This is a genomic window from Streptomyces sp. NPDC038200 (genome assembly GCF_055600785.1).
The window spans coordinates 172881-199876 of the sequence record NZ_JBVJYH010000008.1; the positions used below are offsets into that span (position 1 = coordinate 172881).

Sequence of the window (26996 nt, forward strand, 5' to 3'; positions counted from 1 at the left end):
CGTCCGCTGGTTCTCACCCTTCGAACGAGCTGACGACTTGCCTCCGGCATACCCACGAGTGCATTGCCCCGGGGACTCGCACACTCACAGTAATCCTACGATCACCCGTCCAGCCACGGGGATCCCTGAAACGCCACCATTCGCCACCCCTTCGAATGAACTCACGGTGGCCTCCGCGCGATTCACTTGACATAGGACGGCCGGAAGTGGGCGGAGTGATGCACGCGGGGGCGCGTGACTCCCGGTGTGCCACCCGATGTGCTTCGAGGCGCCGCCTTGGCTCCGCAACCAGACGGGAAAGCGGAGCCGTATGGTTACGTTCCGCTTCCGTCTCGTTCCGTGACGTAACCACCGGCGCGCTGGACCCGTTGGAGGGGGCATGGGCTTCACGATCGGCGGCATCCGCGAGATCCGTTCCGGCACACGGCGGCGCGGCCGTTCCGCGGAGTGCACTCCCGTCGCCGAGTTCACCGGACTGTGGGGCTGGGACGTGGTGCCGGGGGCGCGGGCCGCCGGAGGTGCCTGTTCGTGCGGGCGGCCCGACTGCGCCGCCCCGGGCGCGCATCCGCTCGACTTCGCCCCGCAGGTGCCGGCCGGGGCCACCCTGGACGAGGTGAGCAAGGCCTGGTCCGAGTTCCCGGGCGCCTCCGTGATGCTCGCGGTCGGCCAGGCCTTCGACGTCATCGAGGTCTCGGAGCCGGCCGGCCGCCGGGCCCTGGTCCGCCTGGAGCGCATGGGCCTGCCCCTCGGGCCGGTCACCGCCACCCCGGACGGCCGCGCCCACTTCTTCGTCGCCCCCGGCGCCGCCGCCGACCTCCCCCGGCAGCTCTACCGCATGGGCTGGGACGACCCGGCGGCACTGGACCTGCGCGGCCTCGGCCCGGGTACGCACATCACCGCGCCGCCCTCCGACCGGGGCGGCCTGGGCCCCGTGCGCTGGCTGCGCCCGCCGGCACTGGACTCGGCGACCCGGCCTCCTGCGGCACGGCTGCTGCTGGGGACCCTGGCGTACGTGGCCCATCGTTCGCGCTCGTAGTCCCGCGCGGAAGGATCCGCCCCCCCCCGCACGGCGAAGCGCCCGTCCCCCGTCACACCTGGGGGGCGGGCGCTTCGCGTCGGTACCCGGAAACGCTCCGGGGCGGCAGCCGCGTCCGGGGCTCCGGGGGCGGTCAGTCACCGATAAGGGCATCCACGAACGCCTCCGGCTCGAACGGGGCGAGATCGTCCGCGCCCTCGCCGAGCCCGATCAGCTTGACCGGCACGCCCAGCTCCCGCTGGACCGCGACCACGATGCCGCCCTTCGCCGTGCCGTCCAGCTTGGTCAGCACGATGCCGGTGATGTCCACGACCTCGGCGAACACGCGGGCCTGGACCAGGCCGTTCTGGCCGGTGGTGGCGTCCAGGACGAGCAGCACCTCGTCCAGCGGCGCGTGCTTCTCGACCACGCGCTTGACCTTGCCCAGCTCGTCCATGAGGCCGGTCTTGGTGTGCAGGCGGCCGGCGGTGTCGATGAGGACGACGTCGACCCCCATCTCCTTGCCTTCCTTGACCGCGTCGAAGGCGACGGAGGCGGGATCGCCGGCCTCCGGTCCGCGCACGGTGTAGGCGCCGACGCGCTCGCCCCAGGTCTGGAGCTGGTCGGCGGCGGCGGCCCGGAAGGTGTCGGCGGCGCCGAGCACGACGCTGCGGCCGTCGGCGACGAGCACCCGGGCGAGCTTGCCGGTGGTGGTGGTCTTGCCGGTGCCGTTGACACCGACCACCATCACGATGCCCGGCTTGCGGTCCTCGGGCTCGGTCTTCACCGTGCGGTCGACATCGGTGCCGACCAGCTTGAGGAGTTCCTCGCGGAGCAGACCGCGCAGTTCCACGGGGGTGCGGGTGCCCAGGACCTTCACGCGTTCGCGCAGGCGCTCGACGAGTTCCTGGGTGGGCAGCACGCCGACGTCGGCGGTGAGCAGCGTGTCCTCGATCTCCTCCCAGGTGTCGTCGTCCAGGTGCTCCCGCGAGAGCAGGGTGAGCAGGCCCTTGCCGAGGGCGTTCTGCGAGCGGGACAGGCGGGCGCGCAGCCGGACCAGCCGGCCTGCGGTGGGCTCCGGGATCTCGATCGCGGGAGCCTCTTCGACCGGAGCCTCTTCGACGGGCGGCTCCTCGACGGCGACCGGCGCGGGGCCGCCCGGGAGATCCACCTCCTCGATCGTCCGGCGCGGTTCGTCGTGCGGCGTCTCGGCCTCGTCGCCGACGTGCGGCTCGGCCGGGGGCGCGGTGATGTCGGGCGTCTTGGGGGGCGGCGGGGGCAGCGGCTTCCGGCGCCGGCTGCCGACCACCAGCCCGCCGAGCACCGCGAGCACGACCACGGCGATGACTACAAGAAGGATGACGGTTTCCATAACCCGACCAGTATCGGCCATGGTGTTCGCCAGGACCCTGTTTGTGCCTTCCTCTGAGAGACAAAGGCCACTTAACACGCGGACTCGGAGCAAAGTACGATGGTGGCCTCTCTATCCACGCGCGTAGAGTCCCCCACGTCCCCCTGTCCCCCCACGTCTGGCACCTCTTTCATGAGCAAAACCGTCGAGACCGAAGGCGCTCTCGAAACCCGCGGTATCGAACAGGTCCCCGACCACGAACGCACCGCGAGGACCCGGGAGCTGTTCCCCACCTGGGTCGGCGCGAACATCAGCGTGCTGCTGCTGACCATGGGCGCGAGCCTGGTCGTGGCGTACCGCCTGAACATCTGGCAGGCGCTGGTCGTCGCGATCGCCGCGCCGATCGTGTCGTACGGTCTCGTCGGACTGATCGGCATCGCGGGCAAGCGGGGCGGCGCGCCCGGCATGGCGCTGTCGCGGGCGGTCTTCGGACAGCGCGGCAATCTGCTGCCGGGGTCGCTGATCTGGGTCGCGCGCTGGGGCTGGGAGACCATCAACGCGGTGACCGGCGCGTACGCGATGCTCACCATCCTGGACATCCTGTTCGGCATCAAGGCGAACAGCGTGCTGGACATGGTGACGCTGCTGGCGTTCGTCGTCGCGACGTTCGCGATCTCCGGGCTCGGCATCAACGCCGTGCAGAAGTGCAACAAGTACGCGACCTATTTCTTCGGCGTCTTCTCGGTGCTGGTCCTCGGCTACCTGGTGGCGAACACCGACTGGTCGAAGGTGATGGACCACAGCGCCGGCTCGACGGCCGCGGTGATCACCGGCATCGGCATGATCGCGGCCGGCGGTGTCAGCTGGATCCCGTCCGCCCCGGACTTCACCCGCTATCTGCCGCGCACGGCCTCGTCGAAGGCGATCGTGGGCACGGCGGTGGGCGGCGCCGGTGTGGTCGTCCTGCCCATGGTGCTGATGGGCGCGGTGATGGCGGTCTCCACGCCGGACCTGGCCTCGGCGAGCGACCCGGTGTCCTTCCTCGGTGAGATCCTGCCGACCTGGATCGCCGTGCCGTACCTGTTCATCGCGCTGATCGGCATGCTGCTGATCAACTCCATGTCGATGTACTCGGCGGGCTTCACCGCGCAGACCCTGGGCTTCAAGGTGCCGCGGCACTGGGCGGTCTCGGTCAACGCCGTGATCTCGTTGATCTTCGGCGGGGTGCTGATGCTGGTGGCGACGAGCTTCATGGGCTCGTTCATCGCCTTCCTGTCGCTGCTGGCGGTCGCCTTCTCGGCGTGGGTCGGCGTCTTCGGCGCGGACATGCTGCGCCGCACCGAGTACGACGGCCGGGCCATGGCCGACACCACCCGCGCCAGCGCCTACTGGTACAAGGGCGGCTTCGCCCCCTCGGCCGTGGCCGCCTGGGCGATCGGTCTGGTGTCGGGTCTGATGTTCACCACCTCGGACTGGTTCACGGGCCCGCTCGCGAAGAACAACGTGATCGGCGAGTACGGCCTCGGCTGGGTCGCGACGATCGTGATCTCCGGGGTGCTGTACGTGGTGCTGCCGAAGCCCGCGGTGGCGAGCCCGGCGGCCGACCCGGCCGCGGAAGAGCCCGAAACCCTGGCTGTCTGACGCACCGTCAGCTAACGTCCCCCTCCACCGAGTCCTACCGGAGGGGGACTTTCCATGCCCGTCACGGTCGTACGTTTCAACCTCGTCGCGCCCGGCGCCCCTCCCGCCGCCCTCTCCGCCCGCTACCGGGCCGCTCTGGAGATGGCCGCGTACGCGGACGAGCACGGGATCGGCACCGTGCAGACCGAGGAGCACCACGGCGCGGAGAACAACTGGCTGCCGTCGCCGTTCGCCTTCGCGGGCGCGGTGTTCGGGGCGACGCGGAACATCGCGGTCACGGTGTCGGCGGTGATCGGCCCGCTGCACGATCCGCTGCGGCTGGCCGAGGACATCGCCGTCCTGGACCTGCTGAGCGGGGGACGGCTGGTGACCGTGGCCGGGATCGGGTACCGGCCGGAGGAGTACGCCCTGTTCGGCGTCGACTGGAAGCGGCGGGGCCGGCTCCAGGACGAGCTGCTGGAGACCCTGCTGAAGGCGTGGACCGGCGAGGAGTTCGCGTACCGGGGCCGCAGGGTGCGGCTCACCCCGCGGCCGTACACCGATCCGCACCCCCTGCTGCTGGTCGGCGGCTCCTCGAAGGCCGCCGCCCGCCGGGCCGCCCGGCTCGGCCTGCCCTTCTTCCCCAGCGCGCATCTGCCGGAGCTGGAGGCGTACTACAAGGAGAGGCTCACCGAGTACGGCACCGAGGGCTGGACGATGATGCCGGCTGCCGAGACCCCGCTCCTCCACCTCGCCGAGGACCCGGACCGGGCGTGGGCCGAGCACGGCGCCCACTTCCTGCACGAGGCACGGACGTACGCCTCCTGGCAGTCCGGGCAGATCCGCTCGGCGGTGAAGTCGGCCGCCACGACCGTCGACGAGCTGCGCGCCGAGGGCGTGTACCGGATCCTCACTCCCGAGCAGTGCGTGGCGCAGGGCCTGGAGAGCCTGGTGCTGCACCCGCTGGCGGGCGGAATGCCCCTGGAGGAGGGATGGCGCAGCCTCCACCTGTTCGCGGAACGCGTGGTACCGGCACTGGAGGGCTGAACGAAGGGCCCCTCGCGGTGCCGGCGGCCCTGCGGTACGTACGGCACCGCCGCCCCCGGTCCGGGCAGTGGCCGGGCCGGGGGCGGCGGAGGGTACGAGGAGAGGGGCAGCGGGGACTTGGCCCTTCTCCCCGAGTTCGGGGGGCTTTCGCCGAAGGTCAGCCCATCTCTTCCAGGGACTTGCCCTTCGTCTCCTTGACGAACTTCAGGACGAACGGGATGGAGAGCGCGGCGAAGACCGTGTAGATCACGTAGGTGCCGGAGAGGTTCCAGTCGGCCAGCGACGGGAAGCTCGCGGTGATGGCCCAGTTGGCGAGCCACTGCGCGGCGGCGGCCACGCCCAGGGCGGCGGCACGGATCTTGTTCGGGAACATCTCGCCGAGCATGACCCAGACGACCACGCCCCAGGACAGGGCGAAGAAGAGGACGAACACGTGGGCGGCGATCAGGGCGACCCAGCCCTGGGTGCTCGGCAGCTTGCCGTCGACCAGGTCGTAGCTGAACGCCCAGGCCTCCAGCGCGAGGCCGACGGCCATGCCGACGGAACCGATGAGCGCGAGCGGCCTGCGGCCGATGCGGTCCACGAAGATCATCGCGATGACGGTGCCGACGATGTTGATGATCGACGTCGTGAAGGAGTAGAAGAACGAGTCCGTCGGGTCGACACCCACCGACTGCCACAGCGTCGAGGAGTAGTAGAACGCGACGTTGATGCCGACGAACTGCTGGAAGACCGACAGGCCGATACCGATCCAGACGATCGGCTTGAAGAAGAAGCCGCCACCGAGCAGGTCCTTGAAGGAGGACTTGTCCTCGCTCTTCATCGCGTGCTCGATCTCGGCGACGCGGGCGTCCAGGTCGATGCCCGTGCCCTCGACCTCGGCGAGGATCTCCTTGGCGCGCTCGCGCTTGCCGACGGAGAGCAGGAAGCGGGGGGACTCGGGGATCGCGAAGGACAGCAGGCCGTAGAGGACGGCCGGGACGACCATCACGCCCAGCATGACCTGCCAGGCCTCCAGGCCCATCAGCTTGCCGCGCTGGTCGCCGCCGGCGGCGTTGAGCAGACCCCAGTTGACCAGCTGGGAGATGGCGATGCCGACGACGATCGCGGCCTGCTGGAAGGAGCCGAGCCGGCCGCGGTAGGCGGGCGGGGCGACCTCGGCGATGTAGGCGGGGCCGATGACGGAGGCCATACCGATGGCGAAGCCGCCGACGATGCGCCAGAACGCGAGGTCCCACAGCGCGAAGGGCAGCGCGGAACCAACGGCGCTGATGGTGAAGAGGACGGCGGCGATCTGCATGCAGCGGATACGGCCGATCCGGTCGGCTATGCGGCCCGCGGTGGCGGCGCCGATGGCACAGCCGATCAGGGCGATCGCGATGACCTGCGCGAGGGCGGCGGAGCCGATGTCGTAACGGCCGCGGATGGCCTCGACCGCGCCGTTGATCACGGAGCTGTCGTAACCGAAGAGGAAGCCGCCCATGGCGGCAGCCGCAGCGATGAAGATGACGTGCCCGAGATGCTCGGGATGAGCCGTCCTGGCTCCTGACTGAGGTGCCTGCGCTGTGCTGGTCACGTGTAACTCCTCGGGCCACGGCAACGCTGCCGGGTGGGGGGGCGAGCCCTTCCAGGCTTCCAGTGGCGCATACGTACACGCCGCTTACACCTGAAGGTAAAAGCAACGTTGCAGAGACTATGCCTTCAAGTTTCGAAGTCAATACTTCAACGGCTGTGAGTTTTGAGATATGCCCGGTGGCTCCGTGTTCAGTTCTTGAACACAGAGGAGGTGATCTTCTAATGGATCTTGAGAGGGGCTAGCGCAGCCGCTGCGAGATGACTTTGGACACGCCGTCGCCCTGCATGGACACGCCGTAGAGCGCGTCCGCGACCTCCATCGTGCGTTTCTGGTGCGTGATCACGATCAGCTGCGAGGCCTCCTGCAGCTCCTGCATGATCCGGATGAGCCGCTGGAGGTTGGTGTCGTCCAGTGCGGCCTCGACCTCGTCCATGACATAGAACGGACTCGGCCGGGCCTTGAAGATCGACACCAGCAGCGCGACGGCCGTCAGCGAACGCTCGCCGCCGGAGAGCAGGGAGAGCCGCTTGACCTTCTTGCCCGGCGGCCGCGCCTCGACGTCCACACCCGTGGCGAGCATGTTGTCGGGATCGGTCAGCACCAGACGGCCCTCGCCGCCCGGGAACAGCCGGCTGAAGACACCCTCGAACTCCCGCGCGGTGTCCCGGTACGCCTCGGTGAACACCTGCTCGACACGCTCGTCGACCTCCTTCACCACCTGAAGCAGGTCGGCGCGGGTCTTCTTCAGGTCCTCCAGCTGCTCGCTGAGGAACTTGTGCCGCTCCTCCAGCGCCGCGAACTCCTCCAGCGCCAGCGGGTTGACCTTGCCCAGCTGCTGGTACGCCCGCTCGGCGGCCTTGAGCCGTTTCTCCTGTTCGGCGCGTACGAAGGGGCGGGGCTGGTTCCGCGGATGCTCCGGGTCCTCCGGCAGCCGCTCCCCGTCGGCGGGGGGCGAGGGCGGCACGAGCTGACGCGGACCGTACTCCGCCACCAGCCCCTCCGGTTCGACACCCAGCTCCTCCAGCGCCCTGGTCTCCAGCTGCTCGATGCGCAGCCGCTTCTCGGCGCCGAGTACCTCGCCGCGGTGAACCGAATCCGTCAACTTGTCGAGTTCGGACTTCAGTTCACGGCCGGCCGTGCGGGCGGCGGCCAGCTCCTGCTCGCCCCGGGCCTTGGCGGTCTCGGCGGCGGAGCGCTCCTGCTCGGCCCGGGTCAGCGACACCTCGACGTGCGCGAGCAGCTGCCGGGCGCCGGAGGCGACGGCCTCGGCCACGGCCGCCTCGTGCCGCAGCCGGGCCCGGCGCTGCTCGGCACGCGCGCGTGCCTCGCGTTCGGCGCGGGCCGCCCGGTCCAGCGAGTCGGCCCGGCCGGCGAGCCCCTTGACCCGCTCCTCGTGCGTACGGACCTGGAGGCGGGCCTCCATCTCGGTCTGCCGGGCGTTGGCGCCGTCGGCGACGAGCCGGTCCCGCACCGAGGTGTCCGGCTCCTCCTCCACCGGCATCTCCTCGGCCACGGCCAGCCGCTCGGCCAGTTCTTCGGCCTCTTCCACGGCCTTGTCCAGCGCCTCCTGCGCACGTGCCGCCGCCGCGGCCGACCGCTCGGCCTCCCCGGCCGCACCCCGCGCCTGCCCGGCGAGCCGCCCGAGCTGCTGGGCCACGGCCGACTTCTCCCGGTCGGCGGCCCGTCGCCGCTCCCCCAGCTCCTCCACGAGGGCCGTCGCCCGGCCGCGGTGCTCGGCCGCCGCGTGCTGCGCCTCGGCCAGCTCCGCGCAGCGGACCGCCAGCTCGGCCAGCTCGGCGGCGGCCTCGTCCACGGAGGCCTGGACCTCCAGCAGACTGGGCGCCCCGGCCGAGCCGCCGTGCGCGAAGTGGGCGCCGAGGAGATCGCCCTCGGCGGTCACGGCGGTGAGGGCCGGGTGGGCGTAGACCAGGGCCTCGGCGTCCTCCAGGGTGTCCACGACGACGATTCCGGCCAGCAGCCGACGCACGGCGGGCATGAGTTCGGCGGGGCCGCGGAGGAGGTCGGCGGCGAAGAGGGGGGCGGCGGGGGGAAGGGGGGTGGCGGGGGGAAGGAGGGTGGCGGGGGGAAGGGGGGCCGCGGTGTTGTCGGGTGCGGGTGCGTGGTGCTTCGGGCCACTTCCGAGGGCGGCGTCTGCGGTATCGGGTGCGGGTGCGTGGGGGCTGGGCGCGCCGTTCCCCGCGCCCCTGGGGGGCGCGGCGTCTGCGGTGTCGGGGGGTCCCGTCAGGAGCAGGGCTGCCCTGCCTCCGTCCTGTTTGCGGAGCAGTTTGATCGCCTCGGCCGCCGCCGCGGGGGTCGTCACGGCGATCGCGTCCGCCGCCGCGCCGAACGCGGCGGCCAGCGCCACCTCGTGGCCCGGGGTGATCGTGAGCAGCTCGGCGGCGGGGCCGAGGATGCCGGTGAGCCGGTCGCGGGCACCGAGCAGTATGCCGGTGCCGTCCTTGCGCCTGAGGCCCAGCGCCAGCGCCTCGTGGCGGGCCTGGGTCGCGGCGCGCCGGCGTTCGGCCGCGGTCGCCGTCTCGCGGGCCGCGCTCAGCGCGGCCTCGGCCTCGGCGAGCCGCCGCTTGGCCGTCTCGTGCTGTTCGGCCAGGTCGGCGTCGCCGGCGTCGAGGCCGTCGACCTCGGCCTGGAGGGCCTCGTACTCCTCCTGGGCGCGCACCGCGCGTTCCTGTGCCTCGTCGCGGGCCGTGGCCAGCCGGTCGATCTCGGCCTGCGCGGAGGCGGCGCGCGAGCGGGCCGCGTTGACCTGCCCGGACAGCCGGGCCAGACCCTCGCGGCGGTCGGCGATGGCCCGGGCGACGTCCCTCAGCCGGCGCTCCTCCACGGCCAGCTCGCGTTCCAGTTCGGCGCGGTGGGCGACGGTGTCGTCCAGGGCTCGCTGGGCCGCCTCCAGAGCGGCCTCCAGCTCGGCCTCCTGTTCACGGATGCGGGCGGCCTCCCGTTCCAGGTCCTCGGGGTCCCGGCCGCGCCGCTCCTCGGGGGGCGCGGAGGTGGCGCTCTTGACCCGGGCGTCGGCCAGCGAGACGGTGCCGCGCACGCGCTCGGCCAGCTGGGACAGCTCGTACCAGGTCTGCTGGGCGCGCTGGAGACGAGGGGTGAGCCGGCGTACCTCGTCCTCCAGCAGGCCCTCGCGGTGGAGCGCCTTCTTCAGCTCCTGCTCGGCGGTCTCCTTGCGTTCCTTCAGGGCCGCCTCGTCGGCCACCTCGGCCCGCAGGGCTTCGCGCAGGCGAACGAGGTCGTCCGCGAGGAGCCGCAGCCGGGCATCGCGCAGGTCGGCCTGGATGACGGCGGCCCGGCGCGCCACCGCCGCCTGCCGGCCGAGGGGCTTGAGCTGGCGGCGCAGTTCGTCGGTGAGGTCCTGCACGCGCGCGAGGTTCGCCTGCATCGCGTCCAGCTTGCGGAGCGCCTTCTCCTTGCGCTTGCGGTGCTTGAGGACGCCGGCCGCCTCCTCGATGAAGGCGCGGCGGCCCATGGGGTCGGCGTGCAGGACGGAGTCGAGCTGGCCCTGGCCGACGATGACGTGCATCTCGCGGCCGATGCCGGAGTCGGAGAGGAGTTCCTGGATGTCCAGGAGACGGCAGGTGTCACCGTTGATCTGGTACTCGCTGCCGCCGTTGCGGAACATGATCCGCGTGATGGTGACCTCGGCGTACTCGATGGGCAGCGCCCCGTCGGAGTTGTCGATGGTCAGGGACACCTCCGCGCGGCCCAGCGGCGGGCGGCCGGTGGTGCCGGCGAAGATGACGTCCTCCATCTTGCCGCCGCGCAGCGACTTGGCGCCCTGCTCGCCCATGACCCAGCTGAGCGCGTCCACGACATTGGACTTGCCCGAGCCGTTCGGTCCGACGACACACGTGATGCCCGGTTCGAACCGGAGCGTGGTCGCCGAGGCGAACGACTTGAACCCGCGAAGGGTCAGGGCCTTGAGGTGCACGCCGCCGGACTCTACCCGCCGCCGCTATCTCACTCCATGAACCCTCGCAACCGCGCGGTTTCGCCAGTGACCATGCAGGGCACACCAGATGTTGAAGAGGCTGAAAGGATGCGCGGGGGAAAGAACGAAGGGACGCCGAAGCGTCCCTTGCAACTCTATGACGACTGGGTCTCAGCCGTCGGATCAACTGAGCGGTTGATTACGGCAGCCCGATCACAGCGACTGCTGTTGTGGAGCGATGCAGTGATCAGGTGAGCGCAGGCTCCGCCTGGTGTGCGTCGATGCTCTCCATGATCCTGTCCTGAGAGGCGGCAGCCGACAGCGCTTGGTTCTCCGCCTGGATCCTGACCAGCTCGGACTCCAGGTCCTGGACTCGCTGCTGCAGCCGTCGCATCTCGGCGAGGAGTCGAGGGTCGGAGCCGCCGACGTAACCGAGAAGCGCCTTTGCCATGATGCTTGGTCCTCCACACTGAGTGACCGACCGATGCGGTGTGGGTCGTGAGGGATTCGCACCCGCGGTGCTTGGCACATCCGAGTGTTGCTCTGCTGTTGCTCCATGCCAAACAGCTAAGGTGCGCGGGGCTTTCAGCGTCTCACCAAAAAGTTTGACGGTCAACACGATCACGCCCTGTATTGGCGGGCAGACCGGGGCACGCGGCCGGAAAAACGGCGGCGCTGCGACTCCTCCGGACCCTCAGGGCGTGGCGACCAGCAGTACCAGCGGAGCCTGCCATGCCACGCCCTTCTTCGCAACCACCAGGGCGTTTCCACTCCGCGCACATGCCCCCGGCAGCTTTCGGCGTTCCGGCCGCACCGCCCGGCCGCGCCGACTCAGCGGATGGCGAAGCCGTCATAGCCGCCGCGCGGTGTGTCCCAGATCTCGGTGACTCCGTCCACGCGTCCGGGCGTGTCGCTGCCCTGGAGCCAGTCGAGCAGCCCCTCGCACCCCTCCCGGGCCCCCTCCGCGACCACCTGGACCCGGCCGTCGGCCAGATTGAGAGCAAAACCACTCAGCCCGCCGATCTCCAGCGCCTTGGCACGCGTGAACCAGCGAAAACCCACGCCCTGCACGCGTCCACGCACCCAGGCGACCAGTCGTACGTCCTCACTCATGGGTGCAACCTAACCGGCCGGTGTTGCGCGGGACACGTCGTCCCCCCGACGGCATCAGGTACCGTCCGAGCGCAAAGGATTGCAATTGAAACTCACTTGATCGAGTGAGCCGGGTTGGCCAGAGGGAGTCACTCGCCGACGAGTCACTCGCCGCGCGGACACGGGTCGACCGCGAGCACGAGGAAGAGGGCCAGGACATGGGACGCCACCGACGCTTCGCCGCCGGCCGCGCCGCCACGGGCCGCGCCACAGGGGTCACCCGTACTCAGCGCTCCGCCGCCGGGAGTGACCGAGCCCGGCAGTCGTCGGCGGGGGAACGGCCGATACCCATGGGCATCGCGCCCTACCTGAACCCGGAGGCCTACGCCGAGGCCACCGCGAAGGCCCAGGCCTATCTCTTCTCGACGGACGAGGGCCGGACGCCCGCCACACCCGGCTCCGGCTCCGGTCCGACGGACGGTGGATCCATGGGTGGCGGATCCATGGGTGGCGGTTTCACCCCCGGGGACGGGCCTTCGGGCGGTCGCCGGCCGCGGGCCAAGGCCGTACGGCCACCGGTGCGCGCTGCTCTGCTCGGAGTGTCGGCGGCTGTCGCGCTCGGCACGGTCGCGGTGGCCACGGGTGTCGTCCCGGGCCTGCAGAACTACCAGCTCGGCGGTGGTGCGCACGCCACCGGCGAGGGCCGGGCGCAGACCTCGGCCTCACCCGGCAACACGGCGAGCCCGCAGGGCGGCACCTCGGGCAGCGCCGACAGCGGTGCCGGTCATCTCGGCAGCCCCACGAGCGGGACCAGCGGCGGCGGCCACGCCGGCGCCCCGAGCCGGTCGGCCTCCGCGTCCGCCTCCGCGTCCGCCTCCGCCTCCGCCTCCGCCTCGGTGTCCCCGTCCGCCTCCAGGTCGGCATCCTCCGCGCCGGCCCCGTCGAAGACGGCCACCGAGAAGCCGACGTCGAGGACGCGGCCCACGCCGTCGACTCCCGCCATCCCGGCCGAGCCGAAGGCCACCCCGTCGCGTACGGCCACCCCGTCCCGTACGGCCACACCCTCGCGTACGGCCACGCCGACCCGAACGGCCACCCCGTCCCGTACGGCCACACCCTCGCGTACGGCCACGCCTTCGCACACGCCCAGCCCGTCCCGTACGGCCACCCCGTCCCGCACACCCACGCCGTCCAGCACACCCACGCCGTCACGCACGGCCAGCCCGTCCCGTACGGCCACTCCGTCCCGTACGGCCACCCCGACCCGAACGGCCACGCCGTCCCGCACGCCCACGCCGTCCCGTACGGCCACCAAGGCGCCGGCGTCGGCGTCGGCGTCGTCCGCCGCGCCGGTGACGGTGCCGAAGGAGGTCGCCGCCGAGGCCGAGGTGCTGAAGCTCGTCAACGAGGAGCGGGCGAAGGCCGGCTACAGCCCGCTGGCGGCGAACTCCGCGCTGACCGGGCTGGCCGAGGCGTACAGCGACGACATGGCCGCGCGGGACTTCTTCGATCACACCGACCCGGACGGCACGTCCCCGTGGGACCGGGCCGCGAAGGCCGGCATAACCGAACTCGGCGGCGAGAACATAGCCCGCGGCCAGGCCGACGCGGCGGCCGTGATGGCGGCCTGGATGAACAGCCCCGGCCACCGCGCCAACATCCTGAACCCCGACTTCAAGACCCTGGGCGTCGGCGTCCACTTCGGCCCGGGCGGGCCTTGGTGGACGCAGGACTTCGGGTACTGAGAAGCCCGCGGGTCCTCGCTTCTCCGGGTACGGACGCGACCTCAGGCGGCGACGCGCCCGCGCGCGAAGACCTTCGCCGTCTCCGTCACCCGGCGGCCCAGGTGCTCGGCGGTGGCTATGTCGGCCTTGTGCACGCCCTCGGGGCCCTGGTCGTTGTTGGACTGGGCGGCGGCGCCGGCGAAGAAGCCGAGGCGGTTGAGGTCGTTCTCGGAGGCGGTGCTGCTGTTCCAGCCGGGGAGCAGGCCGAGGTTGACCCAGTGCATGCCGTGCTGGGCGGCGAGCGTCTGGAAGAACTGCAGGGTGTGCAGCTTGTCACCGCTCTTGGAGGCGGAGTTGGTGAAGCCGGCGGCCAGCTTGTCCTTCCAGTCCTGGCCGAACCAGCGCTTGGAGGTCGCCTCGGCGAAGACGTGGAAGGCGCCGGAGGCGGTGCCCATGTAGGTGGGCGAGCCGAAGACGATCGCGTCGGAGCGGTCCAGCGTCGCCCACTGCTCCTCGGTGATCTCGTCGACCTTGATCAGGTGCACCTCGGCACCCGCCTCGACGGCTCCGGTACGGACGGCCTCGGCGAGGACGGCGGTGTGGCCGAAGCCGGAGTGGTAGGCGATGGAAACGACGGGCGTGGTCATTCGGGCTCCTCGAAACGGCAGCGGAAAGCGGCGGCTCGACTGGGAACCGCAACGCAAAAGCAGTAACCACAGGAAAGCACTAACCAGAAGTTAGTGCAAGCTAGTGGTAAGCGCTGTGCGGGCGTACCCTTGCGGATATGAGCGCCACCACCCAGGACCAGGACGACCTCGCGTACAACGTCTTCGCCAAGGCCTGCCCCTCACGCGACACGCTGGAGCACGTCACGGGCCGCTGGGGCGGGCTGACGCTCGGCGCGCTGTGCGAGGGGTCGCTGCGCTTCAACGAGCTGCGTCGGCGGGTCGACGGGGTGAGCGAGAAAATGCTGTCCCAGACGCTGCACGCGCTGGAGCGTGACGGTCTGGTGCACCGCGAGGCGCAGCCCACGAATCCGCCCCGCGTGGACTACGAACTGACCCCGCTGGGCCGCCAGGTCGCCGAGCGGCTGCTGGCTCTCATCCACTGTGTGGAGGGGGCGATGGACGACGTCCTCGTGGCCCGCGCGCGTTACGACGAGACGCGCGGCGCCCTCTGACACTTCGGGCAGAAGTAGCTGGACCGGTTCATCCAGGGGCGGCGGCGGATCGGGGTGCCGCAGCGGCGGCAGGGCTCGCCCTCACGGCCGTAGGCGTCCAGGGAGCGGTCGAAGTAGCCCGACTCGCCGTTGACGTTGACGTACAGGCTGTCGAAGCTGGTGCCGCCGACGGCGAGGGCCGCGTTCATGACGTCCCGGACATGGCCGAGGAGATCCGCCGTGACCGGGCGGGTGAGGTTCGCCGTCGGCCGCTCGTAGTGGATGCGGGCGCGCCACAGGGCTTCGTCGGCGTAGATGTTGCCGACCCCGCTGATCAGCGACTGGTCGAGCAGGGCGCGTTTGACGGTGGTCCGCTTGCGGCGCAGCGCCTGGTGGAAGGCCTCGTCGTCGAAGAGCGGGTCCAGCGGGTCGCGGGCGATGTGCGCGATGACGTCGGGCAGGCCGTCGGGGGTGTTGTCGTGCAGCGACAGCCCGCCGAAGGTGCGCTGGTCGACGAAGCGGAGTTCGGTGCCGAGCGCGTCGGCGAAGCGGACCCGGATGCGCAGGTGCTTCTCGTCCGGCGCGTCGTGCGGCTGGACCAGCAGCTGGCCGCTCATGCCGAGGTGGGCGAGGACGGACTGGTTCGTCTCCTCCAGCGGCAGCCACAGGTACTTGCCGCGTCGGCGGGGCGTGCCGATGTGGTGGCCCTTGAGCCGGTGCGCGAAGTCGTCGGGCCCGGCGACATGCCGGCGTACGGCACGCGGGTGCAGCACGTCGGTCTCGGCGACGGTCCGGTGGGCGACCCAGCGCTCCAGGCCACGCCGTACGACCTCGACCTCGGGCAACTCGGGCATCGGGACCCCTGTCAGAACCGTACGGACCGGTGGATGAGCCGAGCGCCCGCGCCGGCGTGGACGGCCGGGCGGGCGCTCGCGTGCTGCTTGCTCAGGCGGTGGCGGACGACGGGTCGCCGTCCTTGGCGGCGGTCTCCCTGGCCGCCTTGGCGCGCTCGTCCGCCGCGGCCCGGATGGACCGCCAGGCGGACTCGGCGGCCTGCTGCTCCGCCTCCTTCTTGCTGCGGCCGGTGCCGGTGCCGTACGAGACGCCTCCGACGCGGGCGGCAGCAGTGAAGGTCTTCTCGTGGTCGGGGCCGGTCTCCGTGACCAGGTACTCGGGCACGCCGAGTCCCTCGATCGCGGTCAGCTCCTGCAGGGATGTCTTCCAGTCCAGGCCGGCGCCGAGATTGGAGGACTTCTCGATCAGCGGGTCGAACAGGCGGTGCACCAGTTCGGAGGCCGCGTCGAGGCCCTGGTCGAGATAGACCGCGCCGATCACCGCTTCAAGGGTGTCGGCGAGGATGGACGCCTTGTCCCGGCCGCCCGTGCCCTCTTCACCCCGGCCGAGCCGGATGAAGGCGCCGAGGTCGAGGCCGCGACCGACCTCCGCCAGCGCACGCGAGTTGACCACCGCGGCCCGCAACTTGGCCAGCTGGCCTTCGGGCAGGTCGGGGTGGGTGCGATACAGCGTGTCCGTGACGACGAGGCCGAGCACGGAGTCCCCGAGGAACTCCAGACGCTCGTTCGTCGGCAGACCGCCGTTCTCGTACGCGTAGGAACGGTGGGTCAGCGCTCGCACCAGAAGGGCGGACTCGACGTGGTAGCCGAGCCGCCCTTCCAGAAGCGTGTGGGACGAGGCCGTGTTGTCCGCTGAATTCTTCTTTGGCGTGGACACGGTGCCTCTCACCAGCCGCTCAGACTTCGAGGACCTGGCGCTTGTTGTAGGTGCCGCAAGACGGGCACGCGATGTGCTGCTGCTTGGGCTCGTGGCAGCGCTCGCACGCAACCAGGGTGGGGACCGCAGCCTTCCACTGCGACCGGCGGTGGCGCGTGTTGCTGCGCGACATCTTCCGCTTCGGAACAGCCACGGCTACTTCTCCTGCTTCTCGTCGACGCCCGCTTCGGCGCCGCTCATCTCGTCCTTCTCGCCGTCTTCGAGTGAACCGGCGAGTCCCTGCAAAGCCGCCCAACGGATGTCGACGGCATCGTGATGGTGGTCCGGGTCGTCCGCGAGCCGGGCTCCGCACTCGGAGCACAGGCCCGGGCAGTCGTCCTGGCACACCGGCTGCATCGGCAGTGCGAGCACCACCGCATCGCGCAGCACGGGTTCGAGGTCGATCAGACCGTCCTCGACAAAGAGCCTGTCCTCGTCGTCCTCGGCGTCGTCGCCCGGTTCCGCGATCACGCGGCCCCGGTCATCGGCGTCATGGTACGAGAACATCTCCTGGAAGTCCGCTTCGAGCTCCAGCCCGACCGGCTCCAGACACCTTACGCACTCCCCCTCGGTCGCCGCACGGGCGGTGCCTGTGACAAGCACCCCTTCCATGACCGACTCAAGACGGAGTTCGAGCTCCAGCGGGGCACCTTCCGGCACTCCGATGACTCCCGGGATGCCGAGATCCCGGGGAGCGTCGATCTCGCGGGTCAGGCGCTTCAGCGCACCAGGACGCCGACCCAACTCGTGCGTATCGATCACGAGGGGGTTGCGGTGGTCGAGGCGGGCGTTGGGAGCCATTCCTGCTTTCGATCTACGTACTCGAAGGGACGCCGCCCGCAGGTGTTCCAGGCAGCGGTGATCGCGGGCATACGCGCGACCGAAGAGCCAGGATACTGGACCTTTCGCTCAGCGCCCAATCCGGTGCGCGGCTACAGTCCCCGGCCCTGCTCGTACGCCCTCAGCTGCTCCGCACTGATCATGCTCGTGTCGAAGAGGCTCGTCTCGTCCAGGGCGTAGCCCGGCTGATGCTGGGGCTGCGGCGGCTGGTGGGACTGCTGGGGCTCGTGGGACTGCTGGGGATCGTAGGCCGCCTGCTGAGGGTCGTACGAGCCCTGGTAGGCGTAGGGGTCGGCCTGCTGGTAGCCGTACGGGTCCGGCTGCTGCGCGTAGTCCGGCTGCTGCGGGAAGCCCGCGTAGGGGTCGGGCTCCTGCTGATAGCCGTAGGACGGCTGCGGCTCGTACGACGGCTGGGGCGGCGGGGCGGCCGGCTGAGGCGGCTGCACCGGTTCCTGCTGCCGCCGGGCCGCGCGGTCGCTGTCCGCGAGGGCCGCGAGATCGGCGAGGTAGTCGGCGTCGCTGGAGTGCTGGAAGGTCGTGGTGTCGTCGGCGAGCGCGCCCAGGTCGTCGGTGGCGATCCGGCCGTGCAGCTTCTGCCGGCCGCGGCCGACGGCCTCCAGGGTCTTGGCGAGGACCGCCTCGAAGGCGCCCAGCTTGGCGTCGACGTAGGCGTCGGCGTTGTGGCGCAGGGTCTCCGGGTCCTGGCTGCGCTCGGGGGCGTCCTCGTCCTCGTAGCCGTTCTCGTCCAGGCCGGGGCCGGTGCCGAGGAGCTTCTCGCGCCCCCGGCCGACCGAGCCGAGCGTCTTGGTGAGGACGACCTCGAAGTTGGCGAGCTTGGAGTCGACGTAGTCGTCGGCCTCGGCGCGGATCTCCTCGGCCTCCTTGCGGGACTCGGCGAGGATCCGGTCGGCCTCGGCCTGGGAACGGCGGGCGATCTCGGTGTCGGAGATCAGCGAGCCGCGCTCGGCGTGCGCGTCGCCGATGATCCGCTCGGCCTCCTGCCGTGCCTGCTCGACCATCTGCTCACGGTCGCCGATCAGCTCCTGCGCCTGAGCCAGGGAGCCGGGCAGCGCCTGCCGCACCTCTTCGAGCATCGCGAGCAGTTCGGCGCGGTTGACCACGCACGACGCCGACATGGGCATGCCCCGGGCGCCGGAGACCGTGGAGACGATCTCGTCGAGCTTCTTCTGCACGTCCACCTGTGCTCGCCACTCTCTACAGCCGGGTTGGAGACGGACGGGACGACTGTAGCCCCATCAGTCCTTGCGCAGGCGCTCGTTCAGGACCTCCAGGACCTGGGCGGGCACCAGGTGGGAGACGTCGCCGCCCCAGGCCGCGACCTCCTTGACGAGGGAGGAGGAGAGGAAGCTGTAGGTGGGGTTGGTGGGCACGAACAGCGTTTCGACGCCGGTGAGGCCGATGTTCATCTGGGCCATCTGGAGTTCGTAGTCGAAGTCGCTGACCGCGCGCAGGCCCTTGACGATGGCGGGGATGTCGCGCTGCTTGCAGAAGTCGACGAGGAGGCCGTGGAACGCCTCCACGCGGACGTTGGCGTAGTCGGAGGTGACCTCGCGGATCAGCTCGATCCGTTCCTCGATCTCGAACAGGCCCTTCTTGGACTTGTTGATCATCACCGCGACATAGACCTCGTCGTAGAGACGGGAGGCTCGGGCAATGATGTCGAGGTGTCCGTTGGTGATCGGGTCGAACGACCCGGGACAGACGGCGCGGCGCACTTGTGATCCCTCGCTCTCCGGTCCGGTCATCGTGCGTCTTCGCACGTAGAGGCGGCGCGACCGTACCAAAACGTTCCCTCGCCGTAACGACGGGACCGGATCGCCTCGAAACCGTCCGGCCAGTGGAATTCGCCGCCTCTGGTGCTGCGCTCCACGGTGACGAGGGCTTCCTCGGCGAGCCAGCGTTCCGAGCGGAGTGTGAGGAGAATCTCGCGAAGATCGTCGTCGGTGACGGCGTACGGAGGGTCGAGGAAGACCAGGTCGTACGGCTCCTCCGGGGCGGGCGTCCTGATGATCTGTTCCGCTTTGCCCGCTCTGACCTCGGCGCCCGGGAGGCCCAGGTTCTTCACGTTCTCGCGGACGATCCTCGCCGCGCGGGCGTCGGCCTCGACGAGGAGGGTGTGGCTCGCGCCCCGGGAGAGCGCCTCCAGGCCCACGGCGCCGGAGCCGGCGTAGAGGTCGAGGACCCGCTCGCCGTCCAGAGGGCCGCCCAACAGGGACTGCCAGGTGGAGAAGAGCCCTTCGCGTGCGCGGTCGGAGGTGGGGCGGGTTCCGGTGCCGGGAGGTACCGAGAGGCGCCGTCCGCCGGCCCGGCCGGCGATCACGCGGGTCATGTGTGGTCCTTCTCCATGGGCGACTTCCATGTTCATTGTGGCTGGTCCCGCCCGCACGGCGGTAGCCGCATACGGAGTACGGTCCGCGCTCCGGCCGGGGTGCCGGGCCTCAGCCCTTTTCCAGGTACCGCTCCCTCTCGTCGTCCAGGAGGGCGTCCAGAGCCGTCCGGAGACCCGGCAGCCGCTCCAGTTCGGGATCCGCCGCCACGAGCGCCGCCGCCTCCTGTCTCGCTTCCGCGATGACCTCCTCGTCCTCGATGACCGCGAGAACCCGGAGGCTGGAGCGGGCGCCGGACTGGGCCTGCCCGAGGACATCGCCCTCGCGGCGCTGTTCGAGGTCGATGCGGGAGAGTTCGAAGCCGTCGAGGGTGGAGGCGACCGCGTTCAGGCGCTGGCGGGCCGCGCCGGCCTCGGGCATCTCGGTGACCAGGAGGCACAGGCCGGGGGCGGAGCCACGGCCGACCCGGCCGCGCAGCTGGTGGAGCTGGGAGACGCCGAAGCGGTCCGCGTCCATGATGACCATGGCCGTGGCGTTGGGGACGTTGACGCCGACCTCGATGACGGTCGTGGCGACCAGGACGTCCGTCTCGCCGGCCGCGAAGCGGCGCATGACGGCGTCCTTGTCGTCCGGGTGCATCCGGCCGTGCAGGACCTCCACCTTCAGGCCCTTCAGAGGGCCGCGGCCCAGCTGTTCGGCCATGTCGAGGACGGCCAGCGGCGGGCGCTTCTCCGCCTCGTCCTCGGGGGACTTCTTCTTGTCGGCCTTCTTGGGGTCGTCCTCCTCGTCACCGATGCGGGGGCAGACCACGTACGCCTGGTGGCCGCCGGCCACCTCCTCGCGCACCCTTTCCCAGGCGCGGGACAGGAAGTGGGGCTTGTCGGCGGCCGGGACGACATGGCTGGCGATGGGTGAGCGGCCGGCCGGGAGCTGGTCGAGGACCGAGGTCTCCAGGTCGCCGAAGACCGTCATGGCGACCGTGCGCGGGATCGGCGTCGCCGTCATGACGAGGAGGTGCGGGGGCTGCTTGCCCTTGCCGCGCAGGGCGTCGCGCTGCTCCACGCCGAAGCGGTGCTGTTCGTCCACCACCACCAGGCCGAGGTCGTGGAACTGGACCTTGTCCTCGATCAGGGCGTGGGTGCCGATGACGATGCCGGCCTCGCCGGTGGCCAGGTCGAGCAGGGCCTGACGGCGGGCCGCCATGCCCATGGAGCCGGTGAGCAGCACCACCTTGGTGGCGTGCTCGGCGCCGCCCAGCATGCCGCCCTCGGCCAGCTCGCCCATCATCTCGGTGACCGAGCGGTGGTGCTGCTGGGCGAGGACTTCCGTGGGCGCGAGCATCGCGGCCTGACCGCCCGCGTCCACCACGGCGAGCATGGCGCGCAGGGCCACCATGGTCTTGCCCGAGCCGACCTCGCCCTGCAGGAGGCGGTGCATCGGGTGGGCGGTGGCGAGGTCGTCGAAGATCTCCCGGGACACCTTCCGCTGGCCCTCGGTGAGGGTGAAGGGCAGGCGGTCGTCGAAGGCCGTGAGCAGGCCGTCCGGCTGGGGGGCGCGGGGTACGGCCGGGAGCTGGGTGTCGGCGTGCCGGCGGCGGGCGAGGGCGACCTGGAGGACGAAGGCCTCGTCCCACTTCAGACGGTCGCGGGCGGCGGCGACGTCGGCCTTGGTGTGCGGGCGGTGGATCTTGAGCAGGGCCTCGGGGAGGGGCAGCAGGCCGCGGCCGGCGCGCAGGGAGTCCGGGAGCGGGTCGAGGGCCTCCTGGGCGCTGGGCAGGACCGTCTGGACCGCCTTGCCGATCTTCCAGGACTCCAGCTTGGCGGTCGCCGGATAGATGGGGATCAGCGCGCCGGCCCAGGTCTCGACCGCCTCCTCACTGTCCCCCCGCAGCAACTCGTAGGCCGGATGGGCCAGTTGGAGGCGGCGGTTGAAGACGGAGACCTTGCCCGCGAACATCGCGCGCGTGCCCGGCAGCAGCTCCTTGTGGGGCTTGTGCACGCCGTTTCCGAAGAAGACCAGCTGGAGGCGGCCGCTGCCGTCCGTGATCGTGACCTCCAGGCGCTGCCCCTTGCCGCGCGGGGCCTTGGCGGAGGCGAAGGAGTGCAGGCGGGCGTCGGCGACCTGGGCGACCACCGTCACGTGCTCGTCCATGGGGAGGTCGGCGAGGTGGGTGAGCTGGCCGCGCTCCTCGTATCTGCGGGGGTAGTGGTGCAGCAGGTCGCCGACGGTGTGCAGGCCGAGGTGCTCGGCCATCACCTTCGCGGTGGCGGGGCCGAGCACCTTCTTGAGCGGTTCTTGCAGTGCGGGCACGAGATCCATTGCACACCACGGCACTGACAATGCCGTAGACGCTGCCCCGCGGATTGTCTGCGATCTGCCGTAAACATCAGGGAAACTCCTGGTCAGGCGGGCTGTTCCGGCCTAGGATGACGCGCTCCGGCCATCCTTCGCGGTCACCGTCCGCCGGGACCGCCCGACCCCGCGCCGCGCGCACTCCCCCCGCCCGGCGCAGTGACGATGGACTCCCAGACCTCCCAGGCATCCCAGGCATCCCAGTCACCTCACCCACCTCATACGTTCCAGGTCGACCTGCGTGGTCTGGTGGACCTGCTCTCCCATCACCTCTACTCCAGCCCCAAGGTCTATCTGCGCGAGCTGCTGCAGAACGCCGTCGACGCCATCACCGCCCGGCGGTCCGCCGAGCCGGACGCCCCGGCGCGGGTCCGGCTGTACGCGGCGGACGGCGGGCTGCGGGTGGAGGACACCGGCGTCGGGCTCACCGAGCCGGACGTGCACAGCCTGCTGGCCACCATCGGCCGCAGCTCCAAGCGGGCCGAGGGCCTGCAGGAGGCCCGGTCGGACTTCCTCGGCCAGTTCGGCATCGGGCTGCTGGCCTGCTTCGTGGTCGCCGAGCGGATCCGGGTGGTCAGCCGCAGCGCCCGTACCCCCGAGGCACCGCCGGTGGAGTGGACCGCCCGGGACGACGGGTCGTACACCGTGCGGACGCTGCCCGCGGCGGAGCGGCCCGAACCGGGCACGACCGTGTACCTGACGGCGCGGGCCGGCGCGGCCGAGTGGCTGGCGCCCGAGCGGGTCCGCGCCCTGGCCCGGGACTTCGGCTCCCTGCTGCCCTACGACGTCCGGGTCGGCGAGGAGCCGGTCACGGATCTGCCCGCCCCCTGGGACCGCGCCCACCCGAGTCCGGCCGGCCGAAGGGTCGCACTGGCCCGGCACTGCCGGGAACTGTTCGGGTTCGCCCCGCTGGACTCGATCGACCTGGACGTGCCGCTGGCCGGGATCCGCGGGGTGGCGTACGTGCTGCCGTCGGCGGTCAGCCCCGCCCAGCGGGCGACCCACCGTGTGCACCTGAAAGGCATGCTGCTCACCGAGCGGGCGGAACAGCTCCTGCCGGACTGGGCGTTCTTCGTGCGCTGCGTCCTGGACACCGACAGCCTGCGGCCCACCGCCTCACGCGAGTCGCTGTACGAGGACGAGACCCTCGCCGCCGTCCGGGACGCGCTGGGCGAAAGGATTCGGTCCTGGCTGACCGGGCTCGCGGCCGGTGACCCCGAGCGGCTGTCGGCCTTCCTCGCCGTGCACCACCTGGGCGTGAAGTCCCTCGCCCGGCACGACCGGGAGATGCTGCGCACGATGCTCCCGTGGCTGCCGTTCGAGACGACCGACGGACAGATCTCCCTGGAGGAGTTCGCGCAGCGGCACCCGGTGGTGCACTTCACGCGGACGGTGGAGGAGTACCGGCAGGTCGCGCCGATCGCCTCGGCGCAGGGCGTCGGGGTGGTCAACGGCGGTTACACGTACGACAGCGAGCTGGTCGAGGCGCTGCCGGGGGTGCGGCCGGGGACGGTGGTCGCCGAGCTGGACGCGGACACCGTGACCGCGCACCTGGACGCGGTCGACCCCGGCGAGGAACTGGCGCTGTCCGGTTTCCTGGCCGCCGCCCGGGACCGGCTCGACCCGCTGGGCTGTGACGTCGTCCTGCGCGCCTTCCACCCGCTGTCGGTGCCCGCGCTGCACCTGGACGACCGGGCCGCCCGGCACGAGCAGGCCCGCGCGGCGGCCGAGGAGCACGCCGACGACCTGTGGGCGGGCATCCTGGGCTCGCTGCGCGGCACCGCCCCGCGCGCGCGTCTGGTGCTCAACCATCTCAGTCCGCTGGTCCGGCGGATCGGTGCGCTCGGCGATCCGGAGCTGATCGGCACCGCGACCGAGTCGCTGTACGGGCAGGCGCTGCTGAGAGCGCAGCGCCCGCTGCGGGCGGCCGACTCGGCGCTGCTCAACCGGGCGTTCATCGGGCTGCTGGAATGGGCGACCCACGGAGAGGGGGACGGGCGATGAGCGAGATCACGGACTTCGACGCGCTGCGCCGGGCGCTGGCGGAGAACGCCGAGGAACCGGAGGGCCCGGCCCGCAACGCGCGCGCGGAGCAGCTGCTCGCCGAGGCCGAGCGGCTCGACGTCCCGCTCGCGGTGATCGAGGCGCTCGGGCACCAGCTGAAGGTCTACAACTACAGCTCCGAGAAGGACAAGATGTTCGTCCCGTTCGCGCGGCTGCTGCGCATGTGGGACGAACGGCCGGAGGACTTCGACGAGCACGAGACGCACTCGCTGCACTGGGTCTTCAAGTGGATGTCGGCGGGCATGCTGGACCAGCCGCACGTCCCGCTCGCCTCGATCGAGCAGTGGCTCGGCGAGATGGAGCACCGCTACCGGCTCGCCGGGCACTCCGAACGGGCCGTGCGCAGCGCCGAGTTCAGTGTGGCCGCGCACGTCGGGGACCTCCCGCGCGCGGAGCGGGCGTACGGCGCGTGGCTGGTCGCCGACCGCGACCGGATGGCCGACTGCCACGCCTGCGAGCTGCACGGGCAGGGCGCCTGGCAGGTCCGGTGCGGCCGGGACGAGGAGGCACTGGAGCTGTGGCGGCCGGTGCTGGAGGGCGAGTTCGCCTGCGCGCACGAGCCGCACACCGTGCTCGCCTCCTCGCTCGCCCCGCTGCTGCGGCTCGGACGCGTGGACGAGGCCCGCGCCCACCATCTGCGCGGCTTCCGGCTGGTGCGGTCCATGGAGAGCATGCGGGGCGCGTACGCCGACCATGTGGAGTTCTGCGCGCTGACCGGCAACGAGGCGCGCGGTCTGGAGCTGCTGGCGGAGCGGCCGGCGTACTTCACGGACACCGGGCATCCGCGCAGCCGGCTGGAGTTCATGGCCGTGGTGACGCTGCTGATGGACCGGCTGGCCGAGCTGGGCCTGGGCGAGCAGCGGGTGCCGGGGCCGGCCGGGCGGACCTGGAGCGCGGCGGAACTCGCCGCGCACGCGCGCGCGGAGGCGACGGAACTCGCCGGACGGTTCGACCGCCGCAACGGCACCTCGTCCGTCGGTGACCGGATGCGCGCGCGGATGGACCAGCGCCCGCTGGTGGAGCGGCTGCCGCTGGGCGTGCGAGCGGTACGCCCCGCGGCGGGACCGGCCGTCCAGGCCCCGCCCGCCCAGGTGCCCTCGCAGGAGCCCGCCGAACCCGGACTGGCCGCCCTGCTCGCCGAGGCCCGGCGGTTGTCGGACACCCTGCAACCGCACGCGCTGGAGGCGTGGGCGGCGGTCGCGCGGGCCGCACGGGACGGCGCCGGGCTGGAGCCCCGGGACCGCGCGGAGATCGCCGACCACGAGGCGATGGCCCGCGGTCCCGAGGGCCTCGCCCTGTTCGAGCGGGCGGCGGCGCTGTACGCGGAGGCGGGCGACCCCGGTGAGGCGCTGGCGGCACGCGCGCGTGGGGCGTACGTCCGCGCGCTGGCGGGCGAGGTGGACGCGGCCCTGGCCACGGTCACGGACCTGTACGACGAGGTGCTCGCGCTGTACGCCGACGAGGGGACGGGCGTGCGGCAGACCGCGTCGGTGGTGATGAGCCGCGCGCGCGTCCTGATGCGCCGGGTGCACCAGGCCGCCGGACAGGCGGACCCGGACGCGGGCCAGGGCCCCGGGGACGTCCAGGCCGCCGGACAGGCGGGCACGGACGCCGGGCAGGGCGCCCGGGACTCCGGTCGGGTCGCCGGCGACGGGGGGCGTGCCGTCGTGGACGCCCGGCGGGCCGTCGTGGACGCCGAGGCGGCCGTGCGGGAGGTGCTCGCGCTCGTCGAGGGGCGCGGGGAGGACGACGTGCGGCTGGCGGCGCGGGGGGCCGAGGCCCGGGCGATGCTCGCCGAGCTGGCCGGGCTCACCGGGGACGCGGCGCGGGCCGCGGACCTGTTCCGGCGGGCCGCCGACGCGTACGTGACCGCCGGGCTGCCGTGGTTCGCGGTGGAGTACGAGGTGCAGATCGCCGCCCTGGCCCACCAGGCCGGTGACGCGGCCGGGGCCGAGCGGGCGCTGCGGGCGGCCCTGGAACACGGCGGGCCGTACGTGGAGCCGGTCGGGCGGGCCCAGCTGCACCTCCAGCTCGCCGAGGTGCTCGGCGGCCGGGATCTGCCCGGCGAGGCGGCCGAGCACGCCCTGGAGGCCGCGCACTGGGCCGACGAGGCAGGCGAGAGCGGCACCCTGGGCGCCTGGGCACGGCAGCAGCTGGGCGGCCTCCTGCTGCGTCGGGGCCGGTACGCGGAGGCCGCCGAGGTGCTGGAGTCCGCGCTGGCCGACCTGAGCGCCGACACGCACGGAGACGGCGCGGTCGTCCAGGCCCGCTGGTGGCTCGGGGACTGCCTGGGCGAGCTGGGCGAGCACCGGGCCGCCGCCGAGGAGCGGCTCAAGGCAGCCGACCTCGCCCGGCACTGGCCCGAGCAGCAGGACCACGCGACGCTCGCCCACCTCGCCGCCGAGTCGCTGGGCAGCGCCGGGCTGGCGGACGAGGCGGACCGGGCCTACGCCCGCGCGGGCGACCTGTGGCGCTCGCTCGGCAACACCCCGTTCCTGGTCCGCTCGCTGCGCGCCCGCGCCTGGCTGGCACTGGGCCGGGAGTCCGGCGCGGCGGACGCGGCCGCGCTGATGGCGCAGGCGGTACGGGAGTGCGAGACGGCGCTGGCGGCGGCCGGCCCGGCGGACCGGGACCAGCTGGCCGCCGAACTCGGCGGCACCCACCGCCAGTTCGCGGAGCTGCTGGCCCGCTCGGCGTCCGAGGAGGCCGAGGACACGGCGATCCGGGCCGCGTTCGAGGCGGCGCTGGAGCGGATGACCCGGGCCGTGGCGGTGTTCGCCCGGCTCGGCGCGGCCGGGCTGGACAGCCGTACCGGTGCGGAACTGGCCGCGGGCTGGCTGGAGGCGGACCTGGGGCGCCCGGCGCAGGCGGCGGTACGCGCGCGTGCCGTGCTCGCGGCCTTCGAGGGCGCCGACGACGGCGACGAGACCGTCCGGGCGCGACGGGCCGAGGCGGCCCAGCTGCTGGAGGCGGCTCAGGAACAGCAGACGGAGAACGGGAAACGGACGGAGGACGGGACCGCCGGGCCGCAGGGGTGAGTCGGTCCCCCCGCCGAGGGCCGAGACGGCTCAGCTTCCGCAGAAGAC

21 protein-coding genes are annotated in these 26996 nt (G+C 71.9%); 7 read left to right on the forward strand and 14 right to left on the reverse strand.

Annotation, left to right across the window (positions count from 1 at the left end):
- Nucleotides 1-379 precede the first annotated feature (379 nt).
- Entirely contained in the window at nt 380-1036 is a 657-nt protein-coding gene (locus tag ACZ7KF_RS19040; protein WP_471075856.1) for a bifunctional DNA primase/polymerase, read from the forward strand.
- A 133-nt stretch (nt 1037-1169) separates the two neighbouring features.
- Here the strand turns inward: ACZ7KF_RS19040 and ftsY are convergent, their stop codons facing one another.
- Nucleotides 1170-2387, reverse strand: coding sequence for a signal recognition particle-docking protein FtsY (gene ftsY / locus ACZ7KF_RS19045; RefSeq protein WP_471075859.1), 1218 nt, complete (start codon nt 2385-2387; stop codon nt 1170-1172).
- 171 nt (nt 2388-2558) lie between these two features.
- On the opposite strand from ftsY, the gene ACZ7KF_RS19050 reads away from it, so the two are divergent.
- Together ACZ7KF_RS19050 and ACZ7KF_RS19055 are read left to right on the forward strand one after the other, a co-directional pair.
- Nucleotides 2559-4007 (forward strand): cytosine permease, encoded by a 1449-nt coding sequence (locus tag ACZ7KF_RS19050; RefSeq protein WP_471075862.1) that lies wholly within the window; start codon nt 2559-2561, stop codon nt 4005-4007.
- 54 nt (nt 4008-4061) lie between these two features.
- The gene (locus ACZ7KF_RS19055) at nt 4062-5033 is read left to right on the forward strand and encodes an LLM class flavin-dependent oxidoreductase (protein ID WP_471075865.1); all 972 of its coding nucleotides are present in this window, start codon (nt 4062-4064) and stop codon (nt 5031-5033) included.
- 157 nt (nt 5034-5190) lie between these two features.
- Here the strand turns inward: ACZ7KF_RS19055 and ACZ7KF_RS19060 are convergent, their stop codons facing one another.
- The 4 genes from ACZ7KF_RS19060 to ACZ7KF_RS19075 form a co-directional block, all read right to left on the reverse strand.
- The gene (locus ACZ7KF_RS19060) at nt 5191-6609 is read right to left on the reverse strand and encodes a sugar porter family MFS transporter (RefSeq protein ID WP_471075867.1); all 1419 of its coding nucleotides are present in this window, start codon (nt 6607-6609) and stop codon (nt 5191-5193) included.
- Nucleotides 6610-6847: 238 nt separating this feature from the next.
- Nucleotides 6848-10561 carry a chromosome segregation SMC family protein gene (locus ACZ7KF_RS19065; RefSeq protein ID WP_471075870.1) on the reverse strand — a complete coding sequence of 1238 codons (3714 nt, stop codon included), beginning with the start codon at nt 10559-10561 and terminating at the stop codon, nt 6848-6850.
- Between the two features lie 247 nt (nt 10562-10808).
- The gene (locus ACZ7KF_RS19070) at nt 10809-11012 is read right to left on the reverse strand and encodes a hypothetical protein (protein WP_225823126.1); all 204 of its coding nucleotides are present in this window, start codon (nt 11010-11012) and stop codon (nt 10809-10811) included.
- Nucleotides 11013-11392: 380 nt separating this feature from the next.
- Nucleotides 11393-11674 (reverse strand): acylphosphatase, encoded by a 282-nt coding sequence (locus ACZ7KF_RS19075; protein ID WP_471075873.1) that lies wholly within the window; start codon nt 11672-11674, stop codon nt 11393-11395.
- Nucleotides 11675-12231: 557 nt separating this feature from the next.
- Here ACZ7KF_RS19075 and ACZ7KF_RS19080 point away from each other — a divergent pair.
- A complete protein-coding gene (locus ACZ7KF_RS19080; RefSeq protein ID WP_471076320.1) occupies nt 12232-13398 on the forward strand; it encodes a CAP domain-containing protein in 1167 nt (388 codons plus the stop codon).
- Nucleotides 13399-13439: 41 nt separating this feature from the next.
- Here the strand turns inward: ACZ7KF_RS19080 and ACZ7KF_RS19085 are convergent, their stop codons facing one another.
- Nucleotides 13440-14024, reverse strand: a complete 585-nt coding sequence (locus ACZ7KF_RS19085; protein WP_471075875.1) for a flavodoxin family protein — start codon at nt 14022-14024, stop codon at nt 13440-13442.
- A 137-nt stretch (nt 14025-14161) separates the two neighbouring features.
- Here ACZ7KF_RS19085 and ACZ7KF_RS19090 point away from each other — a divergent pair, with 137 nt between their 5' ends.
- Entirely contained in the window at nt 14162-14557 is a 396-nt protein-coding gene (locus ACZ7KF_RS19090) for a winged helix-turn-helix transcriptional regulator (RefSeq protein ID WP_471075877.1), read from the forward strand.
- Here ACZ7KF_RS19090 and mutM read toward each other — a convergent pair.
- The 8 genes from mutM to recG form a co-directional block, all read right to left on the reverse strand.
- Nucleotides 14530-15390, reverse strand: coding sequence for a bifunctional DNA-formamidopyrimidine glycosylase/DNA-(apurinic or apyrimidinic site) lyase (gene mutM, locus ACZ7KF_RS19095; protein ID WP_471075880.1), 861 nt, complete (start codon nt 15388-15390; stop codon nt 14530-14532). The two genes, ACZ7KF_RS19090 and mutM, sit on opposite strands and share 28 nt — an antisense overlap.
- A 91-nt stretch (nt 15391-15481) precedes the next feature.
- Entirely contained in the window at nt 15482-16267 is a 786-nt protein-coding gene (rnc, locus tag ACZ7KF_RS19100) for a ribonuclease III (RefSeq protein WP_471075883.1), read from the reverse strand.
- A gap of 19 nt (nt 16268-16286) precedes the next feature.
- Entirely contained in the window at nt 16287-16460 is a 174-nt protein-coding gene (gene rpmF / locus ACZ7KF_RS19105; protein ID WP_003951102.1) for a 50S ribosomal protein L32, read from the reverse strand.
- A gap of 2 nt (nt 16461-16462) precedes the next feature.
- Nucleotides 16463-17107, reverse strand: a complete 645-nt coding sequence (locus ACZ7KF_RS19110) for a YceD family protein (RefSeq protein WP_471075886.1) — start codon at nt 17105-17107, stop codon at nt 16463-16465.
- A 131-nt stretch (nt 17108-17238) separates the two neighbouring features.
- Nucleotides 17239-18345 (reverse strand): ATP synthase F0 subunit B, encoded by a 1107-nt coding sequence (locus tag ACZ7KF_RS19115; protein ID WP_471075889.1) that lies wholly within the window; start codon nt 18343-18345, stop codon nt 17239-17241.
- 57 nt (nt 18346-18402) lie between these two features.
- A complete protein-coding gene (gene coaD, locus ACZ7KF_RS19120) occupies nt 18403-18882 on the reverse strand; it encodes a pantetheine-phosphate adenylyltransferase (protein ID WP_471076323.1) in 480 nt (159 codons plus the stop codon).
- Between the two features lie 26 nt (nt 18883-18908).
- Nucleotides 18909-19496: a 16S rRNA (guanine(966)-N(2))-methyltransferase RsmD gene (gene rsmD / locus ACZ7KF_RS19125; protein ID WP_471075891.1), complete on the reverse strand. Its 588-nt coding sequence runs from the start codon at nt 19494-19496 to the stop codon at nt 18909-18911.
- A 109-nt stretch (nt 19497-19605) separates the two neighbouring features.
- On the reverse strand, nt 19606-21813 hold the full coding sequence (gene recG, locus ACZ7KF_RS19130; protein WP_471075894.1) for an ATP-dependent DNA helicase RecG: 2208 nt from the start codon (nt 21811-21813) through the stop codon (nt 19606-19608).
- Between the two features lie 198 nt (nt 21814-22011).
- Here recG and ACZ7KF_RS19135 point away from each other — a divergent pair, with 198 nt between their 5' ends.
- Both ACZ7KF_RS19135 and ACZ7KF_RS19140 read left to right on the forward strand, forming a co-directional pair.
- Entirely contained in the window at nt 22012-23850 is a 1839-nt protein-coding gene (locus ACZ7KF_RS19135; RefSeq protein ID WP_471075897.1) for an HSP90 family protein, read from the forward strand.
- Nucleotides 23847-26948 (forward strand): tetratricopeptide repeat protein, encoded by a 3102-nt coding sequence (locus ACZ7KF_RS19140; protein ID WP_471075900.1) that lies wholly within the window; start codon nt 23847-23849, stop codon nt 26946-26948. Before ACZ7KF_RS19135 ends, ACZ7KF_RS19140 begins: the two co-directional genes overlap by 4 nt.
- The last annotated feature ends 48 nt before the right edge of the window (nt 26949-26996 follow it).

Coding starts and splice junctions, on each gene's coding strand:
- ACZ7KF_RS19040 (WP_471075856.1), top strand. CDS start 380: ATGGGCTTCACGATCGGCGGCATCCGCGAGATCCGTTCCGGCACACGG.
- ftsY (WP_471075859.1), bottom strand. CDS start 2,387: ATGGAAACCGTCATCCTTCTTGTAGTCATCGCCGTGGTCGTGCTCGCG.
- ACZ7KF_RS19050 (WP_471075862.1), top strand. CDS start 2,559: ATGAGCAAAACCGTCGAGACCGAAGGCGCTCTCGAAACCCGCGGTATC.
- ACZ7KF_RS19055 (WP_471075865.1), top strand. CDS start 4,062: ATGCCCGTCACGGTCGTACGTTTCAACCTCGTCGCGCCCGGCGCCCCT.
- ACZ7KF_RS19070 (WP_225823126.1), bottom strand. CDS start 11,012: ATGGCAAAGGCGCTTCTCGGTTACGTCGGCGGCTCCGACCCTCGACTC.
- ACZ7KF_RS19075 (WP_471075873.1), bottom strand. CDS start 11,674: ATGAGTGAGGACGTACGACTGGTCGCCTGGGTGCGTGGACGCGTGCAG.
- ACZ7KF_RS19085 (WP_471075875.1), bottom strand. CDS start 14,024: ATGACCACGCCCGTCGTTTCCATCGCCTACCACTCCGGCTTCGGCCAC.
- ACZ7KF_RS19090 (WP_471075877.1), top strand. CDS start 14,162: ATGAGCGCCACCACCCAGGACCAGGACGACCTCGCGTACAACGTCTTC.
- mutM (WP_471075880.1), bottom strand. CDS start 15,390: ATGCCCGAGTTGCCCGAGGTCGAGGTCGTACGGCGTGGCCTGGAGCGC.
- ACZ7KF_RS19110 (WP_471075886.1), bottom strand. CDS start 17,107: ATGGCTCCCAACGCCCGCCTCGACCACCGCAACCCCCTCGTGATCGAT.
- rsmD (WP_471075891.1), bottom strand. CDS start 19,496: ATGACCCGCGTGATCGCCGGCCGGGCCGGCGGACGGCGCCTCTCGGTA.
- recG (WP_471075894.1), bottom strand. CDS start 21,813: ATGGATCTCGTGCCCGCACTGCAAGAACCGCTCAAGAAGGTGCTCGGC.
- ACZ7KF_RS19135 (WP_471075897.1), top strand. CDS start 22,012: ATGGACTCCCAGACCTCCCAGGCATCCCAGGCATCCCAGTCACCTCAC.
- ACZ7KF_RS19140 (WP_471075900.1), top strand. CDS start 23,847: ATGAGCGAGATCACGGACTTCGACGCGCTGCGCCGGGCGCTGGCGGAG.